Source organism: Leucobacter chromiireducens (assembly GCF_051993095.1).
GTDB classification, from domain to species: domain Bacteria; phylum Actinomycetota; class Actinomycetes; order Actinomycetales; family Microbacteriaceae; genus Leucobacter; species Leucobacter chromiireducens.
On sequence record NZ_CP197024.1, the window covers coordinates 88,001 to 113,180 of the forward strand.

The 25,180-nt window shown below is 69.2% G+C and carries 23 protein-coding genes; 11 read left to right on the forward strand and 12 right to left on the reverse strand.

Annotation, left to right across the window (positions count from 1 at the left end):
- Positions 1-130: 130 nt before the first annotated feature.
- The 4 genes from ACR81A_RS00435 (at position 131) to ACR81A_RS00450 (ending at position 6,650) form a co-directional block, all read left to right on the forward strand.
- Entirely contained in the window at positions 131-2,173 is a 2,043-nt protein-coding gene (locus ACR81A_RS00435; protein ID WP_202380438.1) for a hydantoinase/oxoprolinase family protein, read from the forward strand.
- Positions 2,170-4,173: a hydantoinase B/oxoprolinase family protein gene (locus ACR81A_RS00440; RefSeq protein ID WP_202380437.1), complete on the forward strand. Its 2,004-nt coding sequence runs from the start codon at positions 2,170-2,172 to the stop codon at positions 4,171-4,173. Before ACR81A_RS00435 ends, ACR81A_RS00440 begins: the two co-directional genes overlap by 4 nt.
- A 332-nt stretch (positions 4,174-4,505) precedes the next feature.
- Entirely contained in the window at positions 4,506-5,921 is a 1,416-nt protein-coding gene (locus tag ACR81A_RS00445) for a purine-cytosine permease family protein (protein ID WP_440312221.1), read from the forward strand.
- 147 nt (positions 5,922-6,068) lie between these two features.
- Complete coding sequence (locus ACR81A_RS00450) at positions 6,069-6,650, forward strand: HdeD family acid-resistance protein (RefSeq protein ID WP_440312222.1); 582 nt, start codon at positions 6,069-6,071, stop codon at positions 6,648-6,650.
- An 87-nt stretch (positions 6,651-6,737) separates the two neighbouring features.
- Here the strand turns inward: ACR81A_RS00450 and ACR81A_RS00455 are convergent, their stop codons facing one another.
- From ACR81A_RS00455 to ACR81A_RS00470, 4 genes are read right to left on the reverse strand one after another with little or no spacing between them, the layout of a single operon-like run.
- Complete coding sequence (locus tag ACR81A_RS00455) at positions 6,738-7,196, reverse strand: SseB family protein (protein WP_202380434.1); 459 nt, start codon at positions 7,194-7,196, stop codon at positions 6,738-6,740.
- 10 nt (positions 7,197-7,206) lie between these two features.
- Complete coding sequence (locus ACR81A_RS00460; RefSeq protein ID WP_202380433.1) at positions 7,207-7,842, reverse strand: CbiQ family ECF transporter T component; 636 nt, start codon at positions 7,840-7,842, stop codon at positions 7,207-7,209.
- Positions 7,839-8,564 carry an ATP-binding cassette domain-containing protein gene (locus tag ACR81A_RS00465; RefSeq protein ID WP_202380432.1) on the reverse strand — a complete coding sequence of 242 codons (726 nt, stop codon included), beginning with the start codon at positions 8,562-8,564 and terminating at the stop codon, positions 7,839-7,841. Before ACR81A_RS00465 ends, ACR81A_RS00460 begins: the two co-directional genes overlap by 4 nt.
- A 9-nt stretch (positions 8,565-8,573) precedes the next feature.
- On the reverse strand, positions 8,574-9,272 hold the full coding sequence (locus ACR81A_RS00470; RefSeq protein WP_440312223.1) for a biotin transporter BioY: 699 nt from the start codon (positions 9,270-9,272) through the stop codon (positions 8,574-8,576).
- Between the two features lie 89 nt (positions 9,273-9,361).
- On the opposite strand from ACR81A_RS00470, the gene ACR81A_RS00475 reads away from it, so the two are divergent.
- The gene (locus ACR81A_RS00475) at positions 9,362-9,991 is read left to right on the forward strand and encodes a TetR/AcrR family transcriptional regulator (protein ID WP_202380430.1); all 630 of its coding nucleotides are present in this window, start codon (positions 9,362-9,364) and stop codon (positions 9,989-9,991) included.
- 32 nt (positions 9,992-10,023) lie between these two features.
- Here the strand turns inward: ACR81A_RS00475 and ACR81A_RS00480 are convergent, their stop codons facing one another.
- Positions 10,024-11,553: an SDR family NAD(P)-dependent oxidoreductase gene (locus ACR81A_RS00480; RefSeq protein WP_202380429.1), complete on the reverse strand. Its 1,530-nt coding sequence runs from the start codon at positions 11,551-11,553 to the stop codon at positions 10,024-10,026.
- Between the two features lie 171 nt (positions 11,554-11,724).
- On the opposite strand from ACR81A_RS00480, the gene ACR81A_RS00485 reads away from it, so the two are divergent.
- Entirely contained in the window at positions 11,725-11,922 is a 198-nt protein-coding gene (locus ACR81A_RS00485; protein ID WP_202380428.1) for a hypothetical protein, read from the forward strand.
- A 152-nt stretch (positions 11,923-12,074) separates the two neighbouring features.
- Here ACR81A_RS00485 and nucS read toward each other — a convergent pair whose 3' ends face one another.
- The 3 genes from nucS to ACR81A_RS00500 all read right to left on the reverse strand — a co-directional run bounded on the left by nucS (position 12,075) and on the right by ACR81A_RS00500 (position 15,595).
- Positions 12,075-12,767 carry an endonuclease NucS gene (gene nucS, locus ACR81A_RS00490; protein WP_440312224.1) on the reverse strand — a complete coding sequence of 231 codons (693 nt, stop codon included), beginning with the start codon at positions 12,765-12,767 and terminating at the stop codon, positions 12,075-12,077.
- Positions 12,768-12,842: 75 nt separating this feature from the next.
- Positions 12,843-14,153 (reverse strand): MFS transporter, encoded by a 1,311-nt coding sequence (locus ACR81A_RS00495; RefSeq protein WP_202380426.1) that lies wholly within the window; start codon positions 14,151-14,153, stop codon positions 12,843-12,845.
- A gap of 77 nt (positions 14,154-14,230) precedes the next feature.
- Positions 14,231-15,595 carry an MATE family efflux transporter gene (locus ACR81A_RS00500; protein WP_202380425.1) on the reverse strand — a complete coding sequence of 455 codons (1,365 nt, stop codon included), beginning with the start codon at positions 15,593-15,595 and terminating at the stop codon, positions 14,231-14,233.
- A 104-nt stretch (positions 15,596-15,699) separates the two neighbouring features.
- On the opposite strand from ACR81A_RS00500, the gene ACR81A_RS00505 reads away from it, so the two are divergent.
- Entirely contained in the window at positions 15,700-17,676 is a 1,977-nt protein-coding gene (locus ACR81A_RS00505; protein ID WP_440312225.1) for a M13 family metallopeptidase, read from the forward strand.
- A gap of 94 nt (positions 17,677-17,770) precedes the next feature.
- On the forward strand, positions 17,771-19,159 hold the full coding sequence (locus tag ACR81A_RS00510) for a CoA transferase (protein WP_440312226.1): 1,389 nt from the start codon (positions 17,771-17,773) through the stop codon (positions 19,157-19,159).
- A gap of 25 nt (positions 19,160-19,184) precedes the next feature.
- Here ACR81A_RS00510 and ACR81A_RS00515 read toward each other — a convergent pair whose 3' ends face one another.
- Positions 19,185-20,180, reverse strand: coding sequence for a hypothetical protein (locus ACR81A_RS00515; protein WP_202380422.1), 996 nt, complete (start codon positions 20,178-20,180; stop codon positions 19,185-19,187).
- The gene (locus ACR81A_RS00520) at positions 20,177-20,830 is read right to left on the reverse strand and encodes an NAD(P)H-dependent oxidoreductase (RefSeq protein ID WP_202380421.1); all 654 of its coding nucleotides are present in this window, start codon (positions 20,828-20,830) and stop codon (positions 20,177-20,179) included. The genes ACR81A_RS00515 and ACR81A_RS00520 overlap by 4 nt, the downstream gene beginning before the upstream one ends.
- A gap of 65 nt (positions 20,831-20,895) precedes the next feature.
- Between ACR81A_RS00520 and ACR81A_RS00525 the strand changes: the two genes are divergently transcribed.
- A complete protein-coding gene (locus ACR81A_RS00525; RefSeq protein ID WP_440312227.1) occupies positions 20,896-21,465 on the forward strand; it encodes a TetR/AcrR family transcriptional regulator in 570 nt (189 codons plus the stop codon).
- Between the two features lie 206 nt (positions 21,466-21,671).
- On the opposite strand, the gene ACR81A_RS00530 is transcribed toward ACR81A_RS00525, so the two are convergent.
- Entirely contained in the window at positions 21,672-22,610 is a 939-nt protein-coding gene (locus tag ACR81A_RS00530; protein ID WP_440312228.1) for a tRNA uridine(34) hydroxylase, read from the reverse strand.
- A gap of 134 nt (positions 22,611-22,744) precedes the next feature.
- Here ACR81A_RS00530 and ACR81A_RS00535 point away from each other — a divergent pair, with 134 nt between their 5' ends.
- Positions 22,745-23,581: a MerR family transcriptional regulator gene (locus ACR81A_RS00535; RefSeq protein ID WP_440312229.1), complete on the forward strand. Its 837-nt coding sequence runs from the start codon at positions 22,745-22,747 to the stop codon at positions 23,579-23,581.
- A gap of 69 nt (positions 23,582-23,650) precedes the next feature.
- Here ACR81A_RS00535 and ACR81A_RS00540 read toward each other — a convergent pair whose 3' ends face one another.
- Positions 23,651-24,433: a FadR/GntR family transcriptional regulator gene (locus ACR81A_RS00540; protein WP_202381455.1), complete on the reverse strand. Its 783-nt coding sequence runs from the start codon at positions 24,431-24,433 to the stop codon at positions 23,651-23,653.
- 172 nt (positions 24,434-24,605) lie between these two features.
- Between ACR81A_RS00540 and ACR81A_RS00545 the strand changes: the two genes are divergently transcribed.
- Entirely contained in the window at positions 24,606-25,163 is a 558-nt protein-coding gene (locus ACR81A_RS00545; RefSeq protein WP_440312230.1) for a YbhB/YbcL family Raf kinase inhibitor-like protein, read from the forward strand.
- Positions 25,164-25,180: the final 17 nt, after the last annotated feature.

The following is a 25,180-nucleotide window of genomic DNA, read 5'->3' on the forward strand; positions in this document are numbered from 1 at the left end:
ATTTCGAGGATTTTTGGAGATTCTACAGTCCAGACTCGACAAAGCTTCGAATTCTCCAGTGACCGCGCTCCTGCGGAGCACAAAGGTTAGATGCATCCGGAACTCAACGACGAACTTCAGGAGGAGCCCCATGAGCAGTGTCCGTGTCGCGGTCGACGTCGGAGGGACGTTCACCGACGTCTGCATCTTCGACGATGACACCCAGCAGATGCGCGTGACGAAGGTGCCATCGACACCGAGCGACCCGATGGTGGCGGTGATGAATGGCGTCGAGCGCGGCGAGATCGATCTCAACGAGGTGTCGCTCTTCTCGCACGGCACGACGGTTGCCACCAACGCGCTCATTACCCGCAACTTCCCCGCGGCCGCGCTCGTTACCACCCGCGGCTTCCGCGACGTGCTCGAGATTCGCGACGGCACGAAGGATGACCTTTGGGACGCGTACAACGACGTTTCGGAGCCGTACATCCGGCGCCGCGACCGCTTCGAAGTGACCGAGCGCATCGACTACAACGGCAACACCGTCACGCAACTTGACGAGGCCGAGGCACGTCAGCTCGCCGAGCTGCTGCGCCGCCGCGGCGTGAAGACCATCGCGGTGTGCTTCCTCAACTCGTACGCGAACCCGGCACACGAGACCCGCATGCGCGAGATCCTCGAAGAGATCATCCCCGATGCGACGGTGTCGACCTCCGCGGAGGTGCTGCCCGAGATCTTCGAGTACCCGCGCTTCAACACCGCAGTGGCAAACGCGGTGCTCGCCCCGCTTGTCTCGGGGTACGTGAACCGGCTGGCCACCCGCCTTCGCGACGGCGGCTACCGTGGCGATCTCCTCCTGCTTCACTCGGGCGGCGGATCGATGACCCCGCGCCTGGTCGAGAAGTTCCCCGTGCGGCTCGCGGCCTCCGGCATCGCCGCAGGCGCGATCTCGGCGAAGCACATTGCGCAGCAGTGCGGCTACGACAACGCGGTGAGCCTTGACATGGGCGGCACATCGACCGACATCGCGCTTGTTGCCGACGGTGAACTACGCGTCTCGCAGGAGTGGCAGGTCGAGTACGGCCACCCCATCATTTTCCCCTCGATTGAGGTGCTGACGATCGGCGCGGGCGGCGGCTCGCTCGCGCACATCGACATCGCGGGGTCGCTGCGGAACGGCCCCCAGTCGGCCGGCGCAGACCCCGGGCCCGCGTGCTACAACACGGGCGGCGATCAGCCCACCAACACCGACGCCAACGTGGTGCTGGGGCGGCTCGGATCCTCGCTCGCCGGCGGCGTCAAAGAACTCGACCGCACGCTCTCTGAGGAAGCGATCGGCCGCGTCATCGCGGAGCCGCTCGGCATGGGGCTCGAGGAGGCCGCACAGGCGATCGTCTCGGTCGCCAACGCGAACATGGCCGACGCGGTGCGACTCGTTTCGATTCGACGCGGCTACGATCCCCGCGACTTTGCGCTCCTCGCCTTTGGCGGCGCGGGCGCGCTGCACGGCGCCGACGTGGCGCGCGAGCTCGGCATCCCTACGGTGGTGGTGCCACCGAGCCCCGGGGTGACCTCGGCGATGGGCTGCCTGCTCGTCGACATTCAGCACGATTTCGCGCAGATGTACACGGGGCTCGCTTCGGGCGCCGACGAGGAGGGGATCGAGCAGGCATTCGTTGAGCTCGAGACCGAAGCCTCCGCGCGGCTGCGCCACGAGGGCGTCTCCGAGGAGAACGCGATCCTGCAGCGCAAGATCTCGATGCGCTACCAGGGCCAGTGGCGCTCGCTCCAGGTGCCGATGGGTTCGGGCCCGGGCGCACTGGCGCAGGCCGTGCGCACGTTCCACGAGCAGTACGAGCGCGAGTTCGCGTTCCGCCAGGACGACGCCCCGGTCGAGGTGTACCAGCTGCACCTTGGCGCGGTGGGCAAGATCCCCAAGCCTTCCTTCCGCCCCGCTGAACCCATTCCGCAGGCGCCCGGCACGCCGGCTGATCGCCGCCCCGTGTACTTCGGCGGCGACGGCTGGCTCGACACCCCGGTGTACGACCGCGACGCCCTCCCCGCGGGCACGGCCTTCGCCGGCCCCGCCATCATCAACCAGCTGGATTCCACCACGGTCGTCCCGCCGCACACGCGCGCCGAGATCGACGAGTGGCTGAACATCCGCATCCACCTCGAGGAGGTCACCCGATGAACACCCCTACCGGTACCCTCGCCGCCCCGGCCCCCGTGGCCCACCGCGACACCGCCCTCGACCCCGTCACCTTCGAAGTGCTGAAGAACGCCTTCGCGACGAGCGTCGACCTCATGAGCGAGCAGATTCTGCGCACCTGCTACTCCTTTGTGATCTACTCGCGCGACTTCTCCTCAGCGCTCTGCGACGCGAACGGCAACACCGTGATGCAGGGGTCTGGTGACATCGCCGTGCACGTCGGCACCCTGCACTTCCAGGCGAAGGCCGTAATCGAGCAGTTCGGCGAGGACATCAACCCCGGCGACGTGTTCGCGATCAACGACCCGTACCGTGGCGGAACGCACTTCAACGATGTGTCGTTCGTGCGCCCCATCTTTTCCGAGGGCCGCATCATCGCCTTCGCGCAGAACAAGGGCCACTGGGCTGACATTGGCGGCAAGGTACCCGGCTCTTTCGATGTCTCGGCCTCCGAGCACTTCGGCGAGGGCCTGCGCATCACCCCGATCCGAGTCTGGTCGAAGGGCACCTTCCTGCACGACGTTGCGCAGCTGCTCGTCGCCAACACCCGAGCTCCCGAACAGGCGCTCGGCGATCTGCACGCGCAGTCGGAGGCCACCGCGGTCTGCGAGCGCGAGGTGCTTCGCCTGGTGGAGCGCTACGGCACTGAGACCGTTGAGCTCGCGATGCAGGAGACACAGGACTACGTCGAGCGCACCGTGCGCCGGCGCCTCGCGGAGCTGCCGCAGGGCCGCTGGGAGACGGTTGACTATCTCGATTTGGATCCGGGCAAGCCCGAAGCACTCGTGCCCATCAAGATTGTGATGACGCTCGACGGTGAGGGCATTCACTACAACCTCGAGGGCAGCGCGGACGTCGTGGACACGTTCCTGAACTCGGGCTACGGCACGACCTTCTCCGCCATCTACGCGGGCACGAAGACGTTCTTCCCGGACGTGCCGCTGAACTCCGGGTTCTACGCGGCGGTGACTGCGGACATCGGCCCCGAGGGCACCGTGGTGAACGCCGGCTGGCCCTACGCCGTGACCGGCTTCTGCTCGGGGCCGTACGAAAAGCTCATGAATGGCATCTTCGAGATCTGGTCGCAGATCATGCCTGAGCGCGCCATGGCGTGCGCGTTCAACCTCGAGTACCTCCTCGTCGGTGGGCGCGATGCGCGCAGCGAAGAGAACCCGTACTTCATGTGGTACGACTGGATGGCTGGCGGCTGGGGCGGTCGCTCCTCGAAGGACGGCTCGAGCGCCACCGCCCCCGTGTTCGGCGTCGGCCTCGCGGTGCAGGCGTGCGAGGGGCAGGAGCGCCTGACGCCCGTACTCACCACGATGCACCAGATCGGCACCGACTCCGGCGGCCCCGGTCGCTTCCGCGGCGGGTGCGGGGTCGAAAAGGGTGGCACACTCACTGACGCGGATGCCTCGGTGATGAGCTACTGCTGTGACCGCGCCCGCTCGATCACCTGGGGCATTGAAGGCGGCCTGCCCTCGATTCCGCACGGGGTATGGCTCAACCGCGACACGGATGGCGAGCGCTTCCTCGGCTCGATCTTCTCATCTGTTCCCGTGCAGCCGGGCGACACGTTCTACCGACCGTCAGCGGGCGGCGGTGGCTTCGGCGATCCGCTTGAGCGCACGCCGGAGGAGGTGCTCGAGGACGTGATCGACGAGTACGTGTCAGTCGGGCGCGCTGCGGCGGACTACGGCGTGGTGATCGAGGCCATCGATCCCGAGCTCGATCAGTACCGCATTGACCGCGAGGCCACCGCGGTGTTGCGCGCCGAAATCCGCGCGAACCGCGCCGGCTGGCTCGAGGAAGACCCGAAGAGCGTGGCCGAGCGCTACCGCTCCGGCGAGCTCGACCTGCTCGATGTGATCCGCCGCCACGGCGTGATTCTCGATTGGGGCACGGGCGAGCTCTTCGAGGAGACCACCCGTCAGCACCGCGCACAGATGCAGCGCCGCTCCGCCGCAGGCTGGGCACGCTAAGCTCCGCGGGCCTGAGGCGCACCCCGCCTCGGGCCCGCAGCGGGTCGACCCGATCCGCGCCTCCCGCACCACCCATGTGCACCGCACCACCGTAAGACGCAGTACCCGCTCCACCGGATTGACTCCTCGCAGGCTCGCCGCCTGCGATGCTCTACTCTCCGGCTCCCGCTTCTCCCGCGCAGCGTCGCGCGGGCCGCGCGGAGCCGCTCTCGCCGCGGTACACACCCGGCGTTCCTGAGCCGTGCCCGCGCGCAGCAGCGCCGCTGCGTGGCTGACGCGCCAAGGCAGCTGCCCTGCGCCCGCGGCCGGCACCCCACCTGGAGGACACCCTCATGCTCAATCTCACCGGATCCAACACCGACGTGGAGGCGACCGATGCGCTCGCCCGCGAAGGTGACGACGCTGACCAGATGTCGCGCGGCTCGCTCGCCATGGCCTGGTACGGCGTCGCGAGCGCCTTCTTCTTCGTCTACATCGGCGCCGCGATGGCAATGGCGTACGGCGTTGTCGACGCGCTCATCGGCGTCGCGCTCTCCATAGTCGTCTACGGACTCATCAACGCGGTGCTCTCGCGCTATGCGCTGAACAACCGCACCACGGTCGCCGCGTTCTCGCGCACCATTCTCGGCAACGCGGGATCCGCGATCGCGATGGTCATCTTCGCGTTGATCGCGATCTACTACGCCGTCTTCGAGGGCTCGCTCGTCGCGTACGCGCTCATGACGGCCTTCGGCGGTGAGATGTGGCTGTGGAGCCTCATTGTGGTTGCCGCGACCACGCCGCTCATCATTGGCGGCGTGCGCCGCTTCCTCGACAAGATCAATGGCATCCTGCTGCCGATCTATTTCTTCGGCCTCATCGCCGCGGTGATCTGGGCCGGGGTGCAGTACGGCTTCGGCGGTGGGGCCGAGGCCCCCATGTCGGTCGACCTGCCGCTCGCCGCGGGCGGCCCGGGATGGCTTGCGACCTTCTCCGGGTACATGGGCGTGTGGATCCTCATGATGTACACGATGGATTACGCAGCGCTCGGCAAGCGCCGCGACACAAGGTTCCACCAGGCCTTCACCTTCGGCATGCCGTTCTACCTCGTGGCATTTGGCTTCTCCGCTGTGGTCGGGATTACGCTCGCGGTCACGATCCCGGGCGTCGAGGCGTCTGAAACCGGAATCGTGGGCGGCGTCGTGAGCATGATGGGTGGCTTCGGGCTGCTCGTGGTGATCGCCACGCAGACGCGCATCAACACGGCGAACTACTACCTCGGCGCCGCGAATCTCCGCGCCTTCGGCGAGAAGGTGTTCCGCATCTCGGTGCCCAACATCGTGTGGGTGCTCATCTCCTCGACGATCATCTACCTGCTCATGCTGCTCCCCGTGGTGCAGTACATCCTCGTTGCGCTTGCGTGGCAGGGCGTGCTCGTCACCGCGTGGGTGGCGATCGCGCTCACGCATGTGCTGCTCGCCCGCGGAAAGCACCAGGAGCACTCGGCAATCGCAGACCAGCACTACCGCGCGTTCAACACGAACGGGCTCGTGTCTTGGACGATCGCGACGCTGATCGGCCTCGGGATGCTGCAACTGGGTGGCCTGGATCCCGCGCTCGCCGGTGTGGGGGCCACCTGGGGGCCGATCCTCACCGCCGTTGCGGCGGCCGTGAGCTACGCGATCCTGTGGCGGGCGCACCCCACGAGCCGCACCGGCCTGATCCCGGTGCTCGGGGTCGCCGCGGAGCGCGAGACCCACGCCGCGTAGCCCGGCTGCACGGAGAGTTTCCGGCCCCGCACCGTGTCACAGCCTCTGGCTTTCGCGGCGCGGGGCCTGGCGCTCGGTACTCAGATGCGGTACAGATGAATCACAGCCACTTCCTGGAATGGGTGGCCCCAGCGTGAGGAGCGTCCAATGACCGACACCACCACTCCGACCGAGCCAACGCTCGAGGCCCGCTTCACCGACGGTGTGCGCACCGCCTTCGGTGTGGGCGGTCTCATCGCACTGGTGCTCGGCCTGCTCATCATCTTCAACCCGGCGAAGTCGGGCGCGGTCGCCATGCAGGTGCTCGCGGTCATCATGGCCGCCTACGCCCTCGTGGTCGGCGTCGTCTACCTCGGCTCGTCGATCTTCAGCCGCACGCTCGGCGGCTGGGCACGCGTGGGGCACATCCTGCTCGGCCTGCTGTACATCGCTGGCGGCATCATCATGATGCTGAACATCGGTAGTGCCGCAGTGGTGCTCGCGCTGTTCCTCTCGATCACGGTCGGTATCCTCTGGCTCTTTGAGGGCGTCATGGCGTTCACCGTCGCGAGCAAGAGCGACAGCAAGGTCTGGACCATCATCTACGGCGTCATCAGCGTGATCGCCGGCATCACCCTCATGGTCTCGCCCATGCTCGGCGCGGTCACCCTGTGGCTGCTGCTCGGCATCTCGATGATCGTCATGGGCATCGTCCAGGTGATCCGCGCGTTCACCGTCAAGTCGGTCTAAGCTCCGCAGCACGACACACGGCGGCCCGCTCCCTCTCGGAGCGGGCCGCCGTGTGTGTTCGTACGGGGCGCGGGATCCGCGCGGAGACTACCGCATCGCCTCCAGCGACTCCGCGGTGATGGGCTCCTCGCCCGCGGCGAGCGACACATACTTGCGCAGCATCACGAGCGCGGCCGAAGCCTTATCGAACTCGGCCGCAGCGAAGCGGTCCGACGAGATCAGGGCGAGTGCCTCGCGGGCCGGAATCACCGCGCCCTGAAGCTCCTCCCGCCGGCTCGCCGGCACAACCGCGCGCAGCTCCTCCATCGACGTGAAGAGCGGCAGCACGAGCTGGCCCGTGGTTGAGCGGATGGTGCGCAGGCGCGGCCCGCGCTTCTTCGTCTGCGTGCCCGAGACATCCACCACGAGGTAGCCCTCGCGGAGCGCGTTCAAGAAGGCGGCGAGGTGTACATAGTCGGGTGTCGCCTGCAGCGACTGCAGGGCAGCCCGCGCCTCCTCGTTCACGTAGTCCGCGTGCACGTCCTCAGGGATTTCCGCCTCAGCCATGCGAACTAGCCTACGCGCTGCGGGGGTCCGAATCGTCGTCGCCGATCCCACGCGCGATGAGCGCATCGCCCGTGAGCTGCGCGTGCGCGACCGAGCGCAGCACGAACGGCACGAGCCGCGCTCGGGGGCTCCGCTCGAGGCCGCGCGCGCGGGCGGCGGCCCGGGTCTCGCCCGCAAGCTCGATGATGCTCGGAATTGCGCGGATCACGAGCGAGAAGGCGAAGGCCACGCGTTCCGGGTGCACGCCGAGGGGGCGCAGGGGCTGCAGCGCCCAGGTCAGGGTGTCGAGCATGTCGTCGATTGCCGTGCTCGCAGTCACCGCGCTCGCCGCAAGAATCATCGCGAAGAGATCGCCGACCACTTCGATGCCGCGCTCCCAACCCTGCTGCCAGGCCTGGAATGCAAAGAGTGGGATCGCGATGAGTGCGAAGCCACGCGCCACCCGCCAGAAGTCGCGACCGCGCAGCCCGGCGAGCACAGCAAGGAGCACCGCGGCGCCCAGCAGGATCGCGGTGCTCGGCGCGCCCTGAAGCACGACGACGAGCGTGGCGAAGACGAACAGGCCGAGCAGCTTCGCGCCCGGGCGGAGCCGATGAAGCGGGCCCGTGCCGGGCTTGTATGCACCGAGCGGGTTGACGGTGCTCACGCGGTGGGCTCCGCGGGCGAGGTTGCCGCCAGCGCGCGGTAGTGCGCGATGGCGCTCGCGGGGGCGCCGTCGAAGACCACACGTCCGTCCGCCACGACGAGGGTGCGATCGGCACGCGCCGCGAGCTCAAGATCGTGGGTCACCACGACGAGCTGCTGCGGCAGGCCCACGAGGAGGTCACCGATCCGAGTCGCGTTGCGCAGGTCGAGCAGCGTGGTGGGCTCATCGGCGACAACGATTGCGGGCTCGGTGGCAAGTACCGCGGCGATGGCGAGCAATTGCTTCTGCCCGCCCGAAAGCGTGTGCACGCTGCGGTCGGCGAGGGCGGTCAGGCCGAAGCGGTCGAGCACAGCCAGGGCGGCCTCGCGCCGCTCTGCCTTGGCGCGAATCCTGCGCCGCAGCGACAGCGCAACGTCTTCAATCACGGTGGGCATGATGAGCTGCGCGGCCGGGTCCGTGAAGACGAAGCCGACGGCGCGGCGCACCGCTGCGCCGTTCGCGCGGGTGTCGAGTGGTTCGCTGTCTGCGACGGTGAGGCGCACCGCGCCCGCGCTCGGCTCCACGAGGCCGTTGATGAGCCGCGCGAGGGTGGACTTGCCCGAGCCGTTCGCGCCGATGATCGAGACGCGCGGCTCGGTGAGCGTCAGCGAAGTGGGGTGCAGCACCGTCGTTTCGCCCTCGGGGGTGGGGACGACGACGGCTGCTGCTTGAAACTCGATCACCCGGCGATCCTACGCGCTGCGCTCGGCTGCCGTCGCTGGATCCGCCGCGGGCTCAATAGGGGCCGCGGTCACGGCGGTGGACCGTGCGCGCCGCGCGCGCTGGGGAAGCAGCGTGGGGAATGCGCGGTGCACGGCGGTGGCGACGATGCCCATGAGGATGTTCTTCACGAGGTCGCCGGGCCAGAACGGCAGGTCGGCAAGGAACGCCTGGCCGAGCGTAAGATCCGCGCGCCAGGCCATCCCAAGGATGCCGAGCGGGTGGATGAAGATGAAGCTCGCCGCGAGACCGGAGAGCACGATGAGCGGGATGCTCGCGGCGATGCGACGGCGGGGCAGTCGCTCAACGAAGAAGCCGGTGGCGAACGCCGCGAACGGGAACGCCACGAGGTAGCCCACCGTGGGGCCTGCGAACGGGGCGAGCCCTGCTGAGCCGCCCGCGTATACCGGCAGGCCGATGGCGCCGACCGCGAGGTACAGCAGGGTCGCAAGGAACCCGCGGCGCGCACCGAGCACGGCGCCCGAGAGCATCACACCGAAGGTCTGCAGGGTGATCGGCACGGCGCCGCCGATGTTGATCGCGGGGAGCAGCGCGAACGTTGCGATGAGCGCGGCGAACGTTGCGATGAGCGCGAGGTCGGTCGCGGGATTGCGGCGTCGCGCGCCGGCGTTTGCGGCTGCGCGTGAGGATTCCGGGGGCGTGGTGGTCATGCGTTTCCTTCTGCTTCCGGCGGCCCGCGTGCGGCCCACCTGAACACTGTTCTGGTGAATGGTGTTCAGGTTAGCGTTAGGCTGAGCAAATGCGCAACTCACTCGCCGACGTCGTCGCCGCGGCGCTGCGGGTGCTCGACGCGCAGGGCCTCGAAAACTGCTCCATGCGTCGGGTCGCGGCGGAGCTCGAGGTGCAGCCGAGCGCGCTGTACCACCACGTGCCGAACAAGCAGAGCCTGCTCGCGCTCATGGCCGACGAGATCGTGCGTGGGGTCGGTGTCGCACAGGCGCGCGCCGGAGCCACGACGCCCGAAGCCGCAGCCGCGGCCGCGCGTCAGCTCTGCGTGGAACTGCGCGCCGCCATGCTTGCCGTCCGCGACGGCGCCGACGTGGTCGCAACGGCCGCCGCGTTTCGACTCGGCCGCTCGCGCGTCGAGGAGCGGCTCGCGGGTCTCGTGGGCGGCGACGGGGCGCGTACGCTGCTGCTCTTCACCTTCGGCCACGCACAGTCCACGCAGACACACCGCCAGGCGGCCGCGCTCGGCGCGCTCGTGGATCCTGATCTCGCGGATCCCGAGCTGGGGAATGAAGAGCTGAGCGATGCCGAGCGGTCAGTGCCCGGCACCGAGGCCGGTCTTGATCTCGACGCGTCGTTCGGTCGCGGCCTCGACCTCATTCTTGCCGGCCTCGCACAGCTGCCGGATCCGCGCGCGCACTAGCGCACGAGCTCCCGCAGTCGCGAGCTGGCCCGTTACCAGGGGCTTGGCTCGTAGTCCTTCAAGAAGCACCCGAAGAGGTCCTCGCCTGCCTCGCCGCGCACGATGGGGTCGTACACACGCGCCGCCCCATCCACGAGATCGAGCGGGGCGTGGAAACCCTCCTCGGCGAGCCGCACCTTGGTGAAGTGCGGGCGCTCGTCGGTGATCCAGCCCGTGTCGACCGCGGTCATGAGGATGCCATCGGTCTCGAGCATCTCGCCTGCGCTCGTGCGCGTGAGCATGTTGAGCGCGGCCTTCGCCATGTTCGTGTGCGGGTGGCCGGGGCCCTTGTAGCGGCGCGAGAACTGTCCCTCCATCGCCGACACATTCACTACGTAGGTGCGGCGCGCGGGCGACGACGCCATCGCGGCGCGGAGGCGACTGATCAGGATAAACGGTGCGGTTGCGTTGCACAGCTGCACCTCAAGCATCTCGAGCGGATCGACGTCCTGCACGTTCTGCACCCAGCTGTTCACGCGCGTCACATCGGGCACGAGGCCGCCGGCGTCGATCGCGGTCCCGTCTGCGTGCTTCTCGAGCGACGACGACCCCGGGGCCATCGCGAGCTCGGTCAGCTCGCTCGCGGAGCGGTGCTGGGCGAGGCCCGCCGCGATCGTGCCTGTGAGGGCGGAGGGGAGTGCCGTGTTGATCGACAGCGCGCCGGCAGCGTCTACGGTCGACTGGATCGCCTTCGGGTGCAGCTCGGTCGGGTGCCCGAACACCTCCATCTCCGGCAGGGCGCCCGCGGGCAGGGGCTGCGCTTCCGCGTCGGCGAGCAGCGAGTACGATCCCGGCGAGCGGCGCACGGTCTGCGCGGCGTTGTTGATGAGGATGTCGAGCGGGCCGCGGGCGGCAACCGAATCGGCGAGCGCGATCACCTGCGAGGGATCCCGGAGGTCAATTCCCACGATGTGGAGTCGGTCGATCCACTCTGCGGAGTCGGGCAGGGATGCGAAGCGCCGCGCGGCATCCTTCGGGAAGCGCGTGGTGATCGTCGTGTGCGCGCCGTCGCGGAGGAGGCGCAGTGCGATGTGCATACCGATCTTTGCGCGGCCGCCCGTGAGGAGGGCGCGCTTTCCGGTGAGATCGGTGCGGGCATCGCGCTTGCCGTGGCTGAACGAAGCGCACTCCGGGCACAGCTGGTGGTAAAAGGCGTCGACCCGCGTGTACGGCTGCTTGCAGATGTAGCAGTTGCGGGGCTTGATGAGCTCGCCTGCCGAGGCCGCGGTGGTGCTCGAGGAGAGCGGCAGGCCGCGCGTCTCGTCGTCAATGCGGTCGGAGGCACCGGTCGCGGTTGCGGCGATCACGGCGCGATCCGCCGCGGCCACGGTCTCGCGCTTGGTGCGGCGGCGCTCGCGCTTCTGCGCCTTGAACATCGACGAGGTCGCCTGGCGCAGTGCCGCGTGGTCGGGGTGGTCCGGGTCGAGCGTGTGTGCCTGGGCGAGCACGCGGAGCGCGATCTCGAGTTCGGCCGGATCAACGGAGCCGCCGGGCAGCGCCGGGCCAGTCGGTGTATCGGTCATTGGGTCGATTTTACGCGACGAATCTGGGCGGGATCGCACGGCCCCTGCGCGCGGGCCCCCGCGTCAAAATACACGGGCGACCTCCACGCGCGTTCAGCGGATGTTGCAGTTTTTTTCAGTTCGGCTCGCAAGACTGGAGCTCCACCAACCGGCAACGAATGGGGGCACACCATGGGATTCCTTGATGACGCAAAGGCCAACGCTGAGGCGGCGGCCCAGAAGGTCGGCAAGGTCGTCGAAGACGGCATTGACAAGGCCAAGGACAAGATCGACGAATTTCAGGCCGAGGCCGAGGTGAAAAAGGCCGAGGCTGAGCGCGACGCAGTGAAGGCGCGCAACGAGGCGAAGGACGAGATGCGGGATCACTAGCCCCGCACGCGGCCCTCGCCGCACACACCCCTCACCCCACCACTCCCCACTGAGAGATCACGTTTCGTGAAGGAACCGTCAGGTTCCCCACCGAGATCGCTGACTTCTCCGTGGGGAGTGTCGTGTTTCCCGGGGAAAAGTGGGGGGTTCGCCTAGAAGAGGGTGTTCTTGTCTTCCATGCCGCGCATCGCGTCGTAGTCGAGCAGCAGGCAGCGAATGCCGCGGTCCTCGGCGAGCGTGCGCGCCTGCGGCTTGATCTCCTGCGCGGCGAAGATGCCCTGCACCGGGGCGAGCTTCGGGTCGCGGTTCATGAGCTCAAGGTAGCGGGTCAGCTGCTCGACGCCGTCAATGCCACCACGGCGCTTGATCTCAATCGCCACGGAGCCGCCTTCGGCATCCTTCGCGAGGATGTCGACCGGGCCGATGGCGGTCATGTACTCGCGACGAACGAGCGTGTGGCCCTCGCCAGCGAGCTCGATCTGCTCGGCCAAGAGCTGCTGCAGGTGGGCCTCCACGCCGTCCTTGATAAGACCGGGATCAACGCCGAGGTCGTACGCCGAGTCGTGAATGATCTCGAACAGCGAGACGATGAGCTTGTCAGCGGTCTTCTTGTGCGTGACCTGCCACTGCTCGACGATTCCCGCCTCGCGGTGGTCGTCCTCGAGCTCGAGGGTTTCGAGCGAGCACGGCGGGCTCATCCAGTTCAGGGGCTTGTAGGAGCCGCCATCTGAATGAACGAGGATGCTGCCATCGTTTTTCAGCATGAGGACACGCTTCGCCCGGGGGAGGTGGGCCGAGAGGCGGCCGGCATAGTCGACAGAGCAGTCAGCAACAACGATTCGCACCCGCCGTAGTTTACCCGGTGCGACCTTTGTCTGACGTGCGTCCCGATCCCGTCGACGTTTCGCCCGCGGAACGCGCTACGCGGGGGCGCCGGGGGCTGCGCCAGGCGCAGGCTTCGCGGCGGGCTCCGGTTCGCGCGCGGTGCCGGCGAACACGAGCGCAAACACGGCGAACGCGACGAGCGGCCAGAACGCCTGCAACAGCCCGAAGTGCTCGCCGAGGAAGCCGATCAGCATCGGGCCGAGCAGATACGCGGTGTAGGCGATCGCCGAGACCGCGGCCACGTCGCGCACCGCCGTGCGGGGGTTGTCGGCCGCAGCAGAGATCCCCACAGGGAAGCCGAAGGCGCAGCCGATGCCCCAGAGCACGGCGCCCACCACGCTGGCCCAGCTCGCAGGCACGAGGATCGTGACGATAACGCCCACGATCACGAAGAGCGCGCCGCCGCGCAGCACCAGCACGCGCCCGAATCGGCCGAGCAACCAGGAACCGGCAACGCGCGTGAGCGTCATCGACACGAAGAACGCGCCGAGCGTGAGCGCCGCCGTCTCGTTCGCGAAGCCGCGTCCGTCAGTGAGCGCGAGCGGCAACCAATCGCTCGCGGTGCCCTCTGCGAGGCTCATGCTCATTGCAATGCCACCAATGATCAGGATCCGGGGGTCACGCCACGGGCTGTACGGCCGCTTCTGTGCGGCGCGTGCGGCCTGCGCGGCTGCGGCAGCGGCCTGATCGGCGGCCGTGACCGTGGGGATCGGGCCGGTGTGCACGCTCGCGTGGGGCTCCACGTCGGAGGCCTGCGCGGTGTTCGGCACGACGCGCAGCGCGAGCAGCACCCCGAGCACGAGCAGCGCGAAGAGTGTCGTGAGATGCACGGGCACCGGGATTCGCAGCGACTCCGCGAGTGCGCCTAAACCCATCGAGCTCACGCTGCCGAGGCTGTACGCGGCGTGGAAGAGGGGCATGCGGGGCTTGCCGAGTTCGCGTTCGGCCGCGGCGCCACTCACGTTCATCGCGACGTCGGAGGTGGCAAACATGATGCCGAAGAGCGCGAGGCAGGCCGCGGCCGGCACCGGCGCGCCGACCCAGAACAGCGCGGCGGCCGCGGGCATGGCGATCGCCTGGCCGACGATCCCGACCGCGAGTGTGCGCTGGGGCCCGAGCCAGGTGACGGTGCGCCCGGAGAAGATCAACCCGGTGAGGGATCCGAGTGCGAGCGTCAGCCCGAACACGCTCATTTCGAGCGTGGATGCCCCCAGATGGTCTCGCACGGCCGGGAGCCGGCTCAACCAGCTGCCGAACCCCATTCCGAGCAGGGCAAACACGACGAGGACACCAACCGTCCAGCGGTGGGCGGCGCGGGCGCGAAGCGCGGCGTTCGGTGAGGTCATCAGAAGATTCTAGGGCCCCGATGTGTCCGGGAGAAGACACTGGGTATTCGGGAGAGGGCACTGGGTATGCGGGGCAGCTAGACCCCGAGGCGCACCCACGAATCGCTGCGTGCACGGATCCCGAGCGTGACTGCGCGGGCCAGCATGAAGACGACCGTAAACCCGGCCGTGAGCGCCACGAGCGCGGGGGTGCCGCTCGGCACCGCGCGCGTGAGGGCCCACAGGATCGGCAGGTACACCGCGAGGTTCACGAGGCTCGTCCAGGCGAGATAGCGGGCATCGCCGGCACCCATCAGAATGCCGTCGAGAACAAAGACGAGACCCCCGAGGGGGAGCGAGATGCCCAGCACGAAGAGGGCGGGCGGCAGGATGCCGAGCACGGCCTCGTCACTCGTGAAGACGCGGCCGAGCAGCGGACTCGATAGCGCGAGCACGAGCCCGATCGCGGCGCCGCTCGCCACGCCCCAAAACACCGTACGGCGGGTGATGAGCCGTGCGCGCGCCGCATCCCGCGCACCGAGCGCGTCGCCGACCAGCGCCTGCGCGGCGATGGCGAGTGCGTCGAGGGCAAACGCCGCGGTTGAGAAGATCGTGAAGACGATCTGGTAGCCAGCGGTCGCCGCTGTGCCGTGACTCGTTGCGGCGAACACTGTGGCGAGGAGCGCGGCGCGGAGGCCGAGCGTGCGGATGAACAGCCACCCGCCGGTGCGGCCGGCGTGACCGAGCCCATCGCGTCGCGGCAGGAAACCGGCGCCGGCGCGCACCGCGTGCCGCACGATGACCGCGAGGTACACGAGCACCATGCCCCACTGCGCGAGCACCGTGCCCCAGGCACTGCCGGCAATGCCCCACCCGAGCCCGTAGATAAACCACCAGTTCAGCAGCGCATTCACGGCGAAGCCGATGGTCGCGACCGCGAGCGGTGTGCGCGTGTCCTGCAGCCCGCGCAGCAGCCCGCTCGCCGCGAAGACCACGAGCATCGCGGGGATGCCGAGACACGACACCGAGAGGAAGATGCGGGCCTGCTCGGCGGTCTCCGCGTCGACGCCGAACAGCCCGACGAGTTGCCCACTGATCAGCCACATGAGCGTTCCCACGATGGCGCCGATCGCGAGCGCGAGCCAGAGCCCGTCGATGCCCGCCTGCACCGCGCCTCGGAGATCGCCCGCCCCGCGCCGCCGCGCGACGAGCGGCGTGGTCGAGTACGCGAGGAACACCATGAGCCCCACCGCGGTCTGCAGGATTGCGCTCGCCACCGCGAGTCCCGCCAGCGCGGACATGCCGAGGTGCCCTACGAGCGCGGAGTCCACGAGTAGGAAGAGTGGCTCTGCAACGAGCGCACCGAGCGCCGGGATCGCGAGGCCCGCGATGCGGCGGTCGATCTGGCGCCGAGCCGTACGAGCGGGCAGGGCGAGATCGGGCGCAGCGGAATCGGAGGGCATGAGAGTACGGTACCCGCCGCGGGCGGCCGTGTGTTCGCTGACAGCCGCGATCCCGATCCGATCTTCGAGGGACGTGGCACTGGGGGCGCGGCTAGGCTGGGCGCATGAGCAACGTAGCGCCTGTCTCCGGCATCGACCTCGCTGAACTCGACCCTGCGATCCGCCCGCAGGACGACCTCTTCCGTCACGTGAATGGCAAGTGGATCGCCCGCACCGAGATCCCCTCCGACAAGGCGCGCTACGGTTCGTTCGCCGTGCTCGCGGAGAACGCCGAGGAGGCCGTTCGCGACATCATTACGGGCACGCCAGCACCCGCGCCCGGTGCGCCCGCCTCGGGCGAGAGCGACCAGGTGGCTGCGCTCTACGCGAGCTTCATGGACACCGACCGCGCCGATGAACTGGGCGCGCAGCCCATCCAGGAGGACCTGGCGCGCACGCTCGCTGTCGCCTCGATTGACGAGTTGATCACGCTGCAGGCCCGCTTCGAGCGCCAGGGGCTCGGCGGCTTCTTCGGCATGTTCGTGGACAACGATCCGGGCGACCCGGCGCGCTACGTGGTGTTCGTCATGCAGAGCGGGATCGGCCTGCCCGACGAGTCGTACTACCGCGAGGAGCAGTTCGCCGAGATTCGCGAGCAGTACCGCGCCCACATCGCGCGCATGCTGGGCCTCGCAGGGGTCGAGGATGCTGAGCGGCTTGCCGAGCTCGCCTACGATCTCGAGCGTCGCATCGCGGCGACCCACTGGGACAAGGTCGCGAGCCGCGACATTCAGAAGCTCTACAACCTCCGCACCTTCGCCGAGCTCGGGGAGATCACCCCGCAGCTGGACTGGTCGCGCTACCTCGCAGAGATGGGCGCCCCCGAGGCCGCATTTGCGGAGGTCGTGGCGGCTCAGCCCGACGCGCTCGCCGGCATGGCCGCACTGCTCGTCGAGGGCGAGCTGGAGGCGTGGAAGGCTTGGAGCGTCTGGAACATCGTGCGGGCCTCCGCGGCCCTCCTCTCACAGGAGATCTCGCGCGCCAACTTCGATTTCTACGGCACCGCGCTCACCGGCGCCCCCGAGCAGCGGGATCGCTGGCGGCGCGGCGTCTCCTTCGTGGAGGGTGCGATGGGTGAGGCCGTGGGCCGCATCTACGTCGAGCGACACTTCGATGAAGACGCGAAGGCCGAGATGGATGGCCTCGTCGCGCACCTCATCGAGGCCTACCGCGACTCGATCGAGAACCTGTCGTGGATGGGTGCGGACACGCGTGCGCGCGCCATCGACAAGCTCAACAGCTTCACGCCGAAGATCGGCTACCCCGTGAAGTGGCGTGACTACTCGGCGCTCGTCGTCGACGCCGGCGATCTCGTGGGCAACTCGCGCCGCGTGTCCGAGGCGGAGTTTGTGCGCGAGCTCGGCAAGGTGGGCAAGCCGATCGACCGCGATGAGTGGTTCATGACCCCGCAGACGGTCAACGCGTACTACAACCCCGGATTCAACGAGATTGTGTTCCCCGCGGCGATCCTGCAGCCCCCGTTCTTCGACAAGCAGGCGGAGGCCGCGGCCAACTTCGGCGCGATTGGCGCCGTGATCGGGCACGAGATCGGCCACGGCTTCGATGACCAGGGATCGCGCTACGACGGCGACGGTCGCCTCACCGACTGGTGGACCGAGGAGGATCGCGCGGCGTTCGAGCAGCTCACGGGCGCACTGATCGGACAGTACAACGAGCTGTCGCCCGAGGGCGCTGACGGCCAGAAGGTCAACGGTGAGCTGACCATTGGTGAGAACATTGGCGACCTCTCGGGGCTGGAGATCGCGTGGAAGGCGTACCTCCGCTCACTCGAGGGTGCTGAGCCGCCCGTGATCGACGGGCTGAGCGGCGCGGAGCGCTTCTTCCTCTCATGGGCCCAGGCCTGGCAGCAGAAGTCGCGCCCCGAGGAGACCGTGCGCCTCCTGACGATCGACCCGCACTCGCCCAACGAGTTCCGCTGCAACCAGATTCTGCGGAACCTCGCCGCCTTCCACGAGGCATACGGCACGCAGCCCGGCGATGCGCTCTGGCTTGATCCCGCCGAGCGCGTGAGCATCTGGTAGTTCGGCGACGCCAGTGGGGCGGTTCCGTGCGGGGTGGCTTTCCCAGATCGGGATCGGGGCCGAGCAACCCGAGCCCGAATCGGGTGCGCCATCCGTGGCCGTCCCACTGCATGCCCGGCTGCCGGTCGGGGAGCTTGCTGCCGACGCGGTAGCCGTGCTCGCGGCGGCGATGGACTCTGCCCGTGCCGCCCGGCTGGGCAGGCCCAGCGCGGCCACATCCAGTGCGGCCACACCCGGAGCCGCCATTCGCTTGGACCCGCAGCGCATCGCGGACTCGTTTCGGAGCGATCAGCTGGGCAGGCTCGACGGGAAGCCGTTTCCGGCCTGGGCTCCGCTCAGCGGGTTCTTTGCCGCGGGCGACGGCTGGGTGCGCACGCACGCGAACTACCCGTGGCACGCGGCAGCGCTCGCAGGAGTCCTCGGGATTGACGCTGAGGGGCCGAACGCGGCTGCGCGGGCGGGCGAAGCGATCCGCGAGCGTTCGGCGCACGAGCTTGAGCGAGCGGTGTTCGCGGCCGGTGGGCTTGCTGTCGCGGTGCGCGAGGCGGACACCTGGGCGGCCGAGCGGGCGGCGGATCAGCGCGGCACCGTTCTGGAGGCGGGGCGCTCGGTGGCCGGATTCCGAGTGACGCCCAACGAACAGCCGGGCGTGCGCTGGCCCGCGCCACAGCAGCCGGCGGACGTTCTCCCTCTGGCGGGTGTGCGGGTGCTCGACCTGACGCGGGTGATCGCCGGGCCAACGGGTACCCGGGCGCTCGCGAGCCTCGGTGCCGACGTGCTGCGCGTCGACGCGCCGGGTCGGGCCGAGCCCTTTTGGCAGTGGCTCGACACCGGGCGTGGGAAGCGTTCGACGCTGCTCGACCTGCGCGTGCGGGCCGATGCCCGCACGTTGCGTGAGCTCGCGAGCACGGCTGATGTTGTGGTGTGCGGTGCCCGCCCGGGGGCACTCGCGCACGCGGGTTTCGATCCCGATCAGCTTGTTGCCGAGTACCCGGGTGCGGTGATTGCGAGCGTGGCGGCCTGGGAGCCGGGCGGTACGTGGGGGTCTCGGCGCGGCTTTGACAGCCTGGTGCAGGCCGCGAGCGGAATCGCGCTCGTCGAGTCTGATGGTTCCGGGACCCCGGGCAAGCTCCCGGCGCAGGCGCTGGATCATTCCGCGGGGGCGCTCATCGCCTCGGGCGTGCTCGGTCTGCTCGCGCGGGGGACGGGCGGCCGGGTGGAGACGGTGCTTGAAGGGATTGCGCTCGCGCTGCTGCATGCGGGGCGTGCGCCTGTCGATCCAAGTTCCCTCCGTGGTTCCGAACCAGGTTCCGTCACTGACGTCCAGCCCGTGGCGTCGAGCGGGCCGAATCGGCCGTCCGCGCCGACAGCGTGGGGTGAGCTGTTGCTCGCCGGGCCGCCGTACCAGCCGGCGTGGCAGCCGGAGCCGGGGCCCTGGGGTGGGCGTGCGTGGGGCGCGGATCAGCCGGTCTGGTTGGACTGAGCTTCCCCGCGATCTCGTGGCGCCGCTACTCCGCGGCCTCCGAGCCGCCCTTCTTCAATGCCCGGCGCACGCGACGCTCGGCCGAGCGCTCCGCACCACGCTGGCGCAGCGACGGTTTCGCGGCGGTCGCGGCACGCAGCTCGGCGAGTTCGAGCGGCAGCGCGTGCGGGGCCGGGCCGAACGCCGTGCGCGAGCGCGCCACCACGCGGCGCGCCATCACGTAGTTGCCAGAGCCGCCGAGCACGGCGCCCACCCCGAAGGGGATCGCCTTGCTCACAACCGAGGCGCCGCCCGTCTTCGCCGCCTTACGGATGAACATGTCTTTCAGCTGCCCAGCGAGCGGGCCCACGAGCTGACGGGGGAGCGAGGATGAGACGAGCTCGCCCCAGAACGAGGAGCGCGAGGCCCCGCCGCCCGCTTGCTGCGAGATCTGACGTAGCAGGGTGATGCCCTCGTCGCCGAGCAGCAGCGTGAGCACGAGTGCGCGGGCCCGATCGGGATCCCGCAGCGTGACGCCGTGCAGCTCCGCGAGGGAGTGCGCGTAGAGCGCGGTCGCCTCGAGGAAGCCAACGGTCTCCGCGCTCGCGATGCCGAGTGCGGCGAGCGTGCCCACGCCGGGGATCGCGGCTGCCGCACCAACACCGCCGCCGCCCGCTGTCACCGCGGCGACGTAGCGGCGCTCGAGCGCGCGGGTGAGCATCGCGGGGGTCATCCCGGGGTTCTTGACGCCGAGCCGGCGCAGATGCGCGAGCACGAGCGGCCGCTGGATCGCGAGCACGCGGTCGACGGCCCGGTCAATGAGCGTCAGGGTTGCCGCCGACTGATCCTCAACCGGGGGTGCGTACTGGTAGGCCGTGGCCTGGTAGCCGGGAACGTCGATGACGGTGCCGGGCTGCTCGGCGCCTGCCGCGCCGCGGTCGCCGGCCGCACCCGCGGGCGGCCACGGCTCGGGCGGCAGCCAGCGCGGGGCGGGCGCAGCGTCTGGTGCGTGCTCCGCTCGGCGTTCGTGTTCAGTGCTCACACGTGCAGAATAGGCGACGCCGCTGAGTCCGGGGGCATGTGGTCGCTCAGGGCGTCCCGCCGCCCCGCCCCCTCTCCGCGGCGGTCCGTGCGCCCATCGCGTGCGCCCATGCGCTCAGCCCGATCGAGCCACTGCGCGATCCTCCGCTCGCTCGCCGTGCCCACGCCGAGGAGGCGGTGCACGCGGAACGGGCGCACCCCAACAAACCGCATGGTGTGCCGCGCGACCTGCCCCGCGGCGGCATTTCCGGTGAAGGGCAGCGCGAACGCGGGGGTGTCGGCGAGCATCAGGAACCGCCCGGGGCGGCCACGCAGCATGCCGATGGGCAGCCCGAGCTTGGACATGCGGTACTCCTCGCCCGGCAGGAGTGCCCGGTCGAAGAACCCCTTGAGCAGCGCGGGCACACCGCCCCACCACATGGGAGAGACGATCACGATGCGCGAGGCGCCGTGCAGAGCGTCGCGTGCCTCCTGCAGTTCGGCCTCGACGGGGATCCTGCCTCGATACCCGAGCCGCAGATTGGGATCGTAGTTCAGCTCGCGCAGCGCCAGCACCCGAGCGTTGCCGTGACCTGTGGCGTAGCGCTGTGCCAGAGCCGCGGTGAGGGAGTCGGGGTTCGGGTGGCCGTCGATGACGAGCGCAGGGGGCATGCGGAATCCTATCTTGACAGTGTCAACCAATGTGGACAACGCCAAGATAGGAGACAATGTTGCGCATGTCAAGTTCACGCGGGACGTACCACCACGGCAACCTGGCCGAGGTGCTTGAGGACGCAGCGATGCAGCTGCTCGAGCGCATGCCGGCCGCTGAGATCAGCCTCCGCGAGGTCGCGCGCGCGGCTGATGTGAGCCACAATGCGCCCTACCACCACTTTCGGGATCGCTTGGGGCTGCTGAAGGCACTCGCCGAGCGCGGTATGGTCGAGCTCACGCGCGCGGTAGAGCAGGCAATCTCCGCCGAGTCGGCAACGGACGCGCGACTTCGGGCGGGCGGGGCCGCGTACATTCGATTCGCGGTGGAGCGCCCGCACGCCTTCGCGGTCGTTTACGATCCGCAGGTGTGCGTACCCGGGCAGCCGACTGAGACGATGGCGCCGCTGATTGACCACCTGGAGGCTGTGCTCGCGGAGACGTCAGCGGTGGCGGGGCTCGCGTCCGCCGCGGAGATCCGTGCGGTGTGGGGCCTCGTGCACGGCCTGGGCACCCTCTGCGCGGCCGGACACTTCACGGAGCCTGAGGCGCTCGCCGCAGCGGAGGCGGCGCTCGTGCGCATGCTCACCCCGTAGCGCGACAGCTTGTCGGGCAGCCCGAGCTCATTCTCGAAAACTCCTCTCGGCACAGCGATCTTCCTGAGCGCGCACCCCACCCCCCCGTGAATCGGGGTCACTTCGGCAGGGTGTCGCGCACACGCCGACCGCGACACCCTGCCGAAGTGACCCCGATCCGTGAGGCGGGGAGGTGGGGTGCGGAGCGGGTGGGGTGGGGCTGGCGGCTAGGCCGAGGCCACCTCGTGGGCCGGGCAGAGCGGTGCCTCGTGCGACGCGCACGCGACGAAGCGCGCGCGGCACTCCTCGTCGGCGCAGTTCGGAATGTTGGTCGTGTGCTCGCCGCACACCGTGCAGCGGCCGAGCTGTGCAGCACCCGGCGCGAAGTCCATCGCCTCGCGACCATCAAACACCGCGAGCGAGCCCTCCCACAGGCCATCGTTGCCGAACGCCTCGCCATAGCGGACGATGCCGCCATCGATTTGGTACACCTCGGAGAACCCGCGCTCAATCATCGCCGCCGACAGGATCTCGCAGCGGATACCACCCGTGCAGTAGGTGACGACGGGGCGCCCCTTCAGCTCGTCGAACGCGCCGCTCTCGATCTGCGTGATGAAGTCGTGCGTGGTGCGGGTATCGGGCACCACCGCGTCGCGGAAGCGGCCAATCTCGGCCTCCCACGCGTTGCGTCCGTCGAAGAACACGACATCGTCGCCGCGCTCGGCCACGAGTTCGTTCACTGCGGCGGGGGAGAGGTGGGTGCCGCCGCCAACGACCCCGTTCTCGTCGACAACGGTCTCGTCCGGGATCCCGAACGCCACGAGTTCGTCGCGCACCTTGACGCTCAGCTTCGGGAAATCGAGCGAGCGCTTCCAAGGCGCACTGCGGTCGACCCCGTGCAGCAGCTCCGGCGTGCTCGGCTCGAACCCAGTGCCCTCGCTCCACTTCATTTCGAGGCCGGCGAACGGGCCGTACTCGCGCGTGCGGCGCGCGTACTGCTTGCACGCGTCGAGTTCGCCGCCCACCGTGCCGTTGATGCCGTGCTTCGAGATGATGATGCGCCCGCGCAGGCCGAGCGATTCGCACAGCTCGCGCTGCCACAGGCGAACTGCCTCCGGGTCCGAAATAGGAGCGAAGGCGTAGTAGAGCAGGATCTTGGCGGTCACCCGACCATGGTACGCGCCTGCGCCGCGGTCAGGCTGCGTGCGCCGTGCTTGACCTTGACGTAACGTCAACTCCTACGGTGAGTGTGACGGCGCCGCAGTGGCGCCGGGACTGACACTGCGAGGAGGGGCAGAGCATGGAACGCTCGATTCAGGAGGTGGCGCGCGCCGCGGGCACGACCTCGCGCACGCTGCGGCACTACGACCGGATCGGGCTGCTCCCGCCGAGCAGGATCGGCGCCAACGGCTACCGCTTCTACGACGACCGTGCGCTCGTGCGGCTGCAGCGCGTACTGCTGCTACGCGGCCTCGGGCTGGGGCTCGACGCCATCGCGGAGGTGCTCGCGGCGCAGGACGCGCAGGCGGCGCACCGTACCGCTCGCGGCGAGTCGCCGGCGGCTGCCGAGGCGCGGATTCTCGGCGCCCACCTGGAGCTGTTGCGCTCCGAGCGGGATCGCATTGACGCGCAGATCGGGGCTGTCGAGCGCACGGTCGCGGCGCTCACCCGCACGCCCGTCACCACACCACACACCGAAGGAGACCTGATGTCTGAAGATATGTTTGCCGGATTCGACCACGCGCAGCACCGTGACGAAGTGGCCGCCCGCTGGGGCGAGCGCGCTGCCGAAGCGAGCGAGCGCTGGTGGGGCGGCCTCGGGAAGGCAGGGCAAGGCGAGTGGATGCAGCGCGTTGCCGCGCTGAACGCAGCGTGGATCGCTGCGGTCGAGGCCGGCGAAGAGCCGGGCGGAGCGGTCGGGCAGGAGCTCGCGGCACGCCACGTTGCCTGGCTGCGCAGCGTGCCGGGCACCCCCGCGGCGACGCCAGGCGGCGACCTCGCGGGCTATGTGCGCGGCCTCGGCGCGATGTACGTCGCGGATGAGCGCTTCGCCGCGAACTACGGCGGGATCGCGGGCGCCACCTTTGTGCGCGACGCACTTGACGCCTACATCGCGCGCGAGCGCGACCCCCGCTAACGCAGAACGAGCCGCCCGGAATGCCGGACGGCTCGTTCTGCTGGTGCGGCGCACCCCACGGTGGGTGGGCTAGACCTGCGCCTTCTCTTCTGCGGCCTCGCGCGCGCTGTCGATGCGCTGCTGCTGCTCGGGGGTGCGCGTGAGCGGCGGCACCACCTCGTGCTGATCGTTCACGATGACGACGTCGTGGTCGACGTGATCCACCATCGCGTGGACCGCGTCGATGAAGTCGCGGCGACGAATCGCGTCGAGCACACGGGCGTGATCCCGCTCCATCTCGGCGCCCGTCGCAACGTTGGCCAGGCGACCGCGGTGCTCAGGCGTGCGGAGGCGGTCGTTGATGCCGGCGTAGAGCGCCGCGAGCAGCCGGTTCTTTGCCGAGTCAAACACGAGGCGATGGAACTTGCTGTCGAAGGCCGAATCGCCGCCGTCGGCGAAGCCGAGCACGGGGCAGCGGGTGCAGCCCACTTCCTCGGCCGCGGCCTGCTCAAGCGCCGCAACGTCGTCTTCCGTGCGGTGGATCGCGGCCTGCTGGGCCGCCTCGATCTCAAGCGCACGGCGGTAGCTGAGGATCTCCTCGAGCGTGAAGTCGGTAAGGAACTCGTTCAGCAGCGTGCTCGTCGGCGCTGCTGAGCGCACGAAGGTGCCGCGCCCCGGGAGCGTCTCGATCATGCCGATGCTCGCCAGCGAGCGCACAGCCTCACGCACGGTAGAGCGGCCAACGCCAGTCTGCTCGGCGAGTTCGGGCTCGATCGGGATCCGGCTGCCCACGGGCCACTCGCCGGTCGTGATCTTTCGGCGCAGGTAGGCGAGGGTCGCGCGTGCGCGCTCGGAACCTGTCGTCACTGCCATGGTCACCCCCGGAATTCTTCGGCGAAGGCACGCCGATCCTGCCCCAAGTATAGCGGGCGCGGCTCCTGGCCTTCTGGGGCGGCGGGCCCGTATGCTGAGCGCAACGACACTCGCGCCGGAAGCGGATCCTGCCCCGGGGTCGCGCGCGGCGCCACACACGAGGGGCATGAACATGACGCATGCACAGCAGGGGCGCGGCGCGCTCAACCCGTACGCAGGGATGCGCCAGGTCCCGAGTTTCACGCTGACCAGCACAGACATCCAGGATGGCGAGCCGCTGCCCGCAGAGCTCTACGCCGCGTATGCAGGTGGGTCGAACCGCTCGCCGCAGCTCAGCTGGTCGGGGTTCCCCGAGGGGACGAAGAGCTTTGCGGTGACGTGCTTCGACCCCGATGCGCCCACCGGCTCCGGCTTCTGGCACTGGTCGATCGCGAACATCCCGCTCTCCGTGACGGAGCTCGCGGCCGGCGCGGGTGCCCCGGGAAGCGAGCTGCTGCCCGAGGGTGCGCTGACGATGCCCAACGAGATGCGCGAACCCGCCTTCACGGGCGCGGCGCCACCCGAGCACACGGGCGTGCACCACTACTGGTTTGTCGTGCACGCACTCGATGTCGAGCGCATCGAGGTCGACCCGCAGGCCACGCCCGCGGTGATGGGATTCACCATGCGCGACGCCGTGCTCGCGCGCGCCATCATTGTCGCCACGGGAGAGTTCGGCCAGGCCGCCTAAGCCTGCCGCCTCGAGCT

Bases quoted from the DNA above. Each gene is read 5' to 3' on its own strand.
- ACR81A_RS00485 (WP_202380428.1), top strand. From the start codon at position 11,725: ATGGGATTCCTTGATGACGCAAAGGCCAACGCTGAGGCGGCGGCCCAG.
- ACR81A_RS00455 (WP_202380434.1), bottom strand. From the start codon at position 7,196: ATGGCTGAGGCGGAAATCCCTGAGGACGTGCACGCGGACTACGTGAAC.
- ACR81A_RS00480 (WP_202380429.1), bottom strand. From the start codon at position 11,553: ATGACCGATACACCGACTGGCCCGGCGCTGCCCGGCGGCTCCGTTGAT.
- ACR81A_RS00435 (WP_202380438.1), top strand. From the start codon at position 131: ATGAGCAGTGTCCGTGTCGCGGTCGACGTCGGAGGGACGTTCACCGAC.
- ACR81A_RS00445 (WP_440312221.1), top strand. From the start codon at position 4,506: ATGCTCAATCTCACCGGATCCAACACCGACGTGGAGGCGACCGATGCG.
- ACR81A_RS00535 (WP_440312229.1), top strand. From the start codon at position 22,745: ATGGAACGCTCGATTCAGGAGGTGGCGCGCGCCGCGGGCACGACCTCG.
- ACR81A_RS00440 (WP_202380437.1), top strand. From the start codon at position 2,170: ATGAACACCCCTACCGGTACCCTCGCCGCCCCGGCCCCCGTGGCCCAC.
- ACR81A_RS00450 (WP_440312222.1), top strand. From the start codon at position 6,069: ATGACCGACACCACCACTCCGACCGAGCCAACGCTCGAGGCCCGCTTC.
- ACR81A_RS00505 (WP_440312225.1), top strand. From the start codon at position 15,700: ATGAGCAACGTAGCGCCTGTCTCCGGCATCGACCTCGCTGAACTCGAC.
- ACR81A_RS00545 (WP_440312230.1), top strand. From the start codon at position 24,606: ATGACGCATGCACAGCAGGGGCGCGGCGCGCTCAACCCGTACGCAGGG.
- ACR81A_RS00520 (WP_202380421.1), bottom strand. From the start codon at position 20,830: ATGCCCCCTGCGCTCGTCATCGACGGCCACCCGAACCCCGACTCCCTC.
- ACR81A_RS00470 (WP_440312223.1), bottom strand. From the start codon at position 9,272: ATGACCACCACGCCCCCGGAATCCTCACGCGCAGCCGCAAACGCCGGC.
- ACR81A_RS00540 (WP_202381455.1), bottom strand. From the start codon at position 24,433: ATGGCAGTGACGACAGGTTCCGAGCGCGCACGCGCGACCCTCGCCTAC.
- ACR81A_RS00500 (WP_202380425.1), bottom strand. From the start codon at position 15,595: ATGCCCTCCGATTCCGCTGCGCCCGATCTCGCCCTGCCCGCTCGTACG.
- ACR81A_RS00495 (WP_202380426.1), bottom strand. From the start codon at position 14,153: ATGACCTCACCGAACGCCGCGCTTCGCGCCCGCGCCGCCCACCGCTGG.
- ACR81A_RS00475 (WP_202380430.1), top strand. From the start codon at position 9,362: ATGCGCAACTCACTCGCCGACGTCGTCGCCGCGGCGCTGCGGGTGCTC.
- ACR81A_RS00525 (WP_440312227.1), top strand. From the start codon at position 20,896: ATGTCAAGTTCACGCGGGACGTACCACCACGGCAACCTGGCCGAGGTG.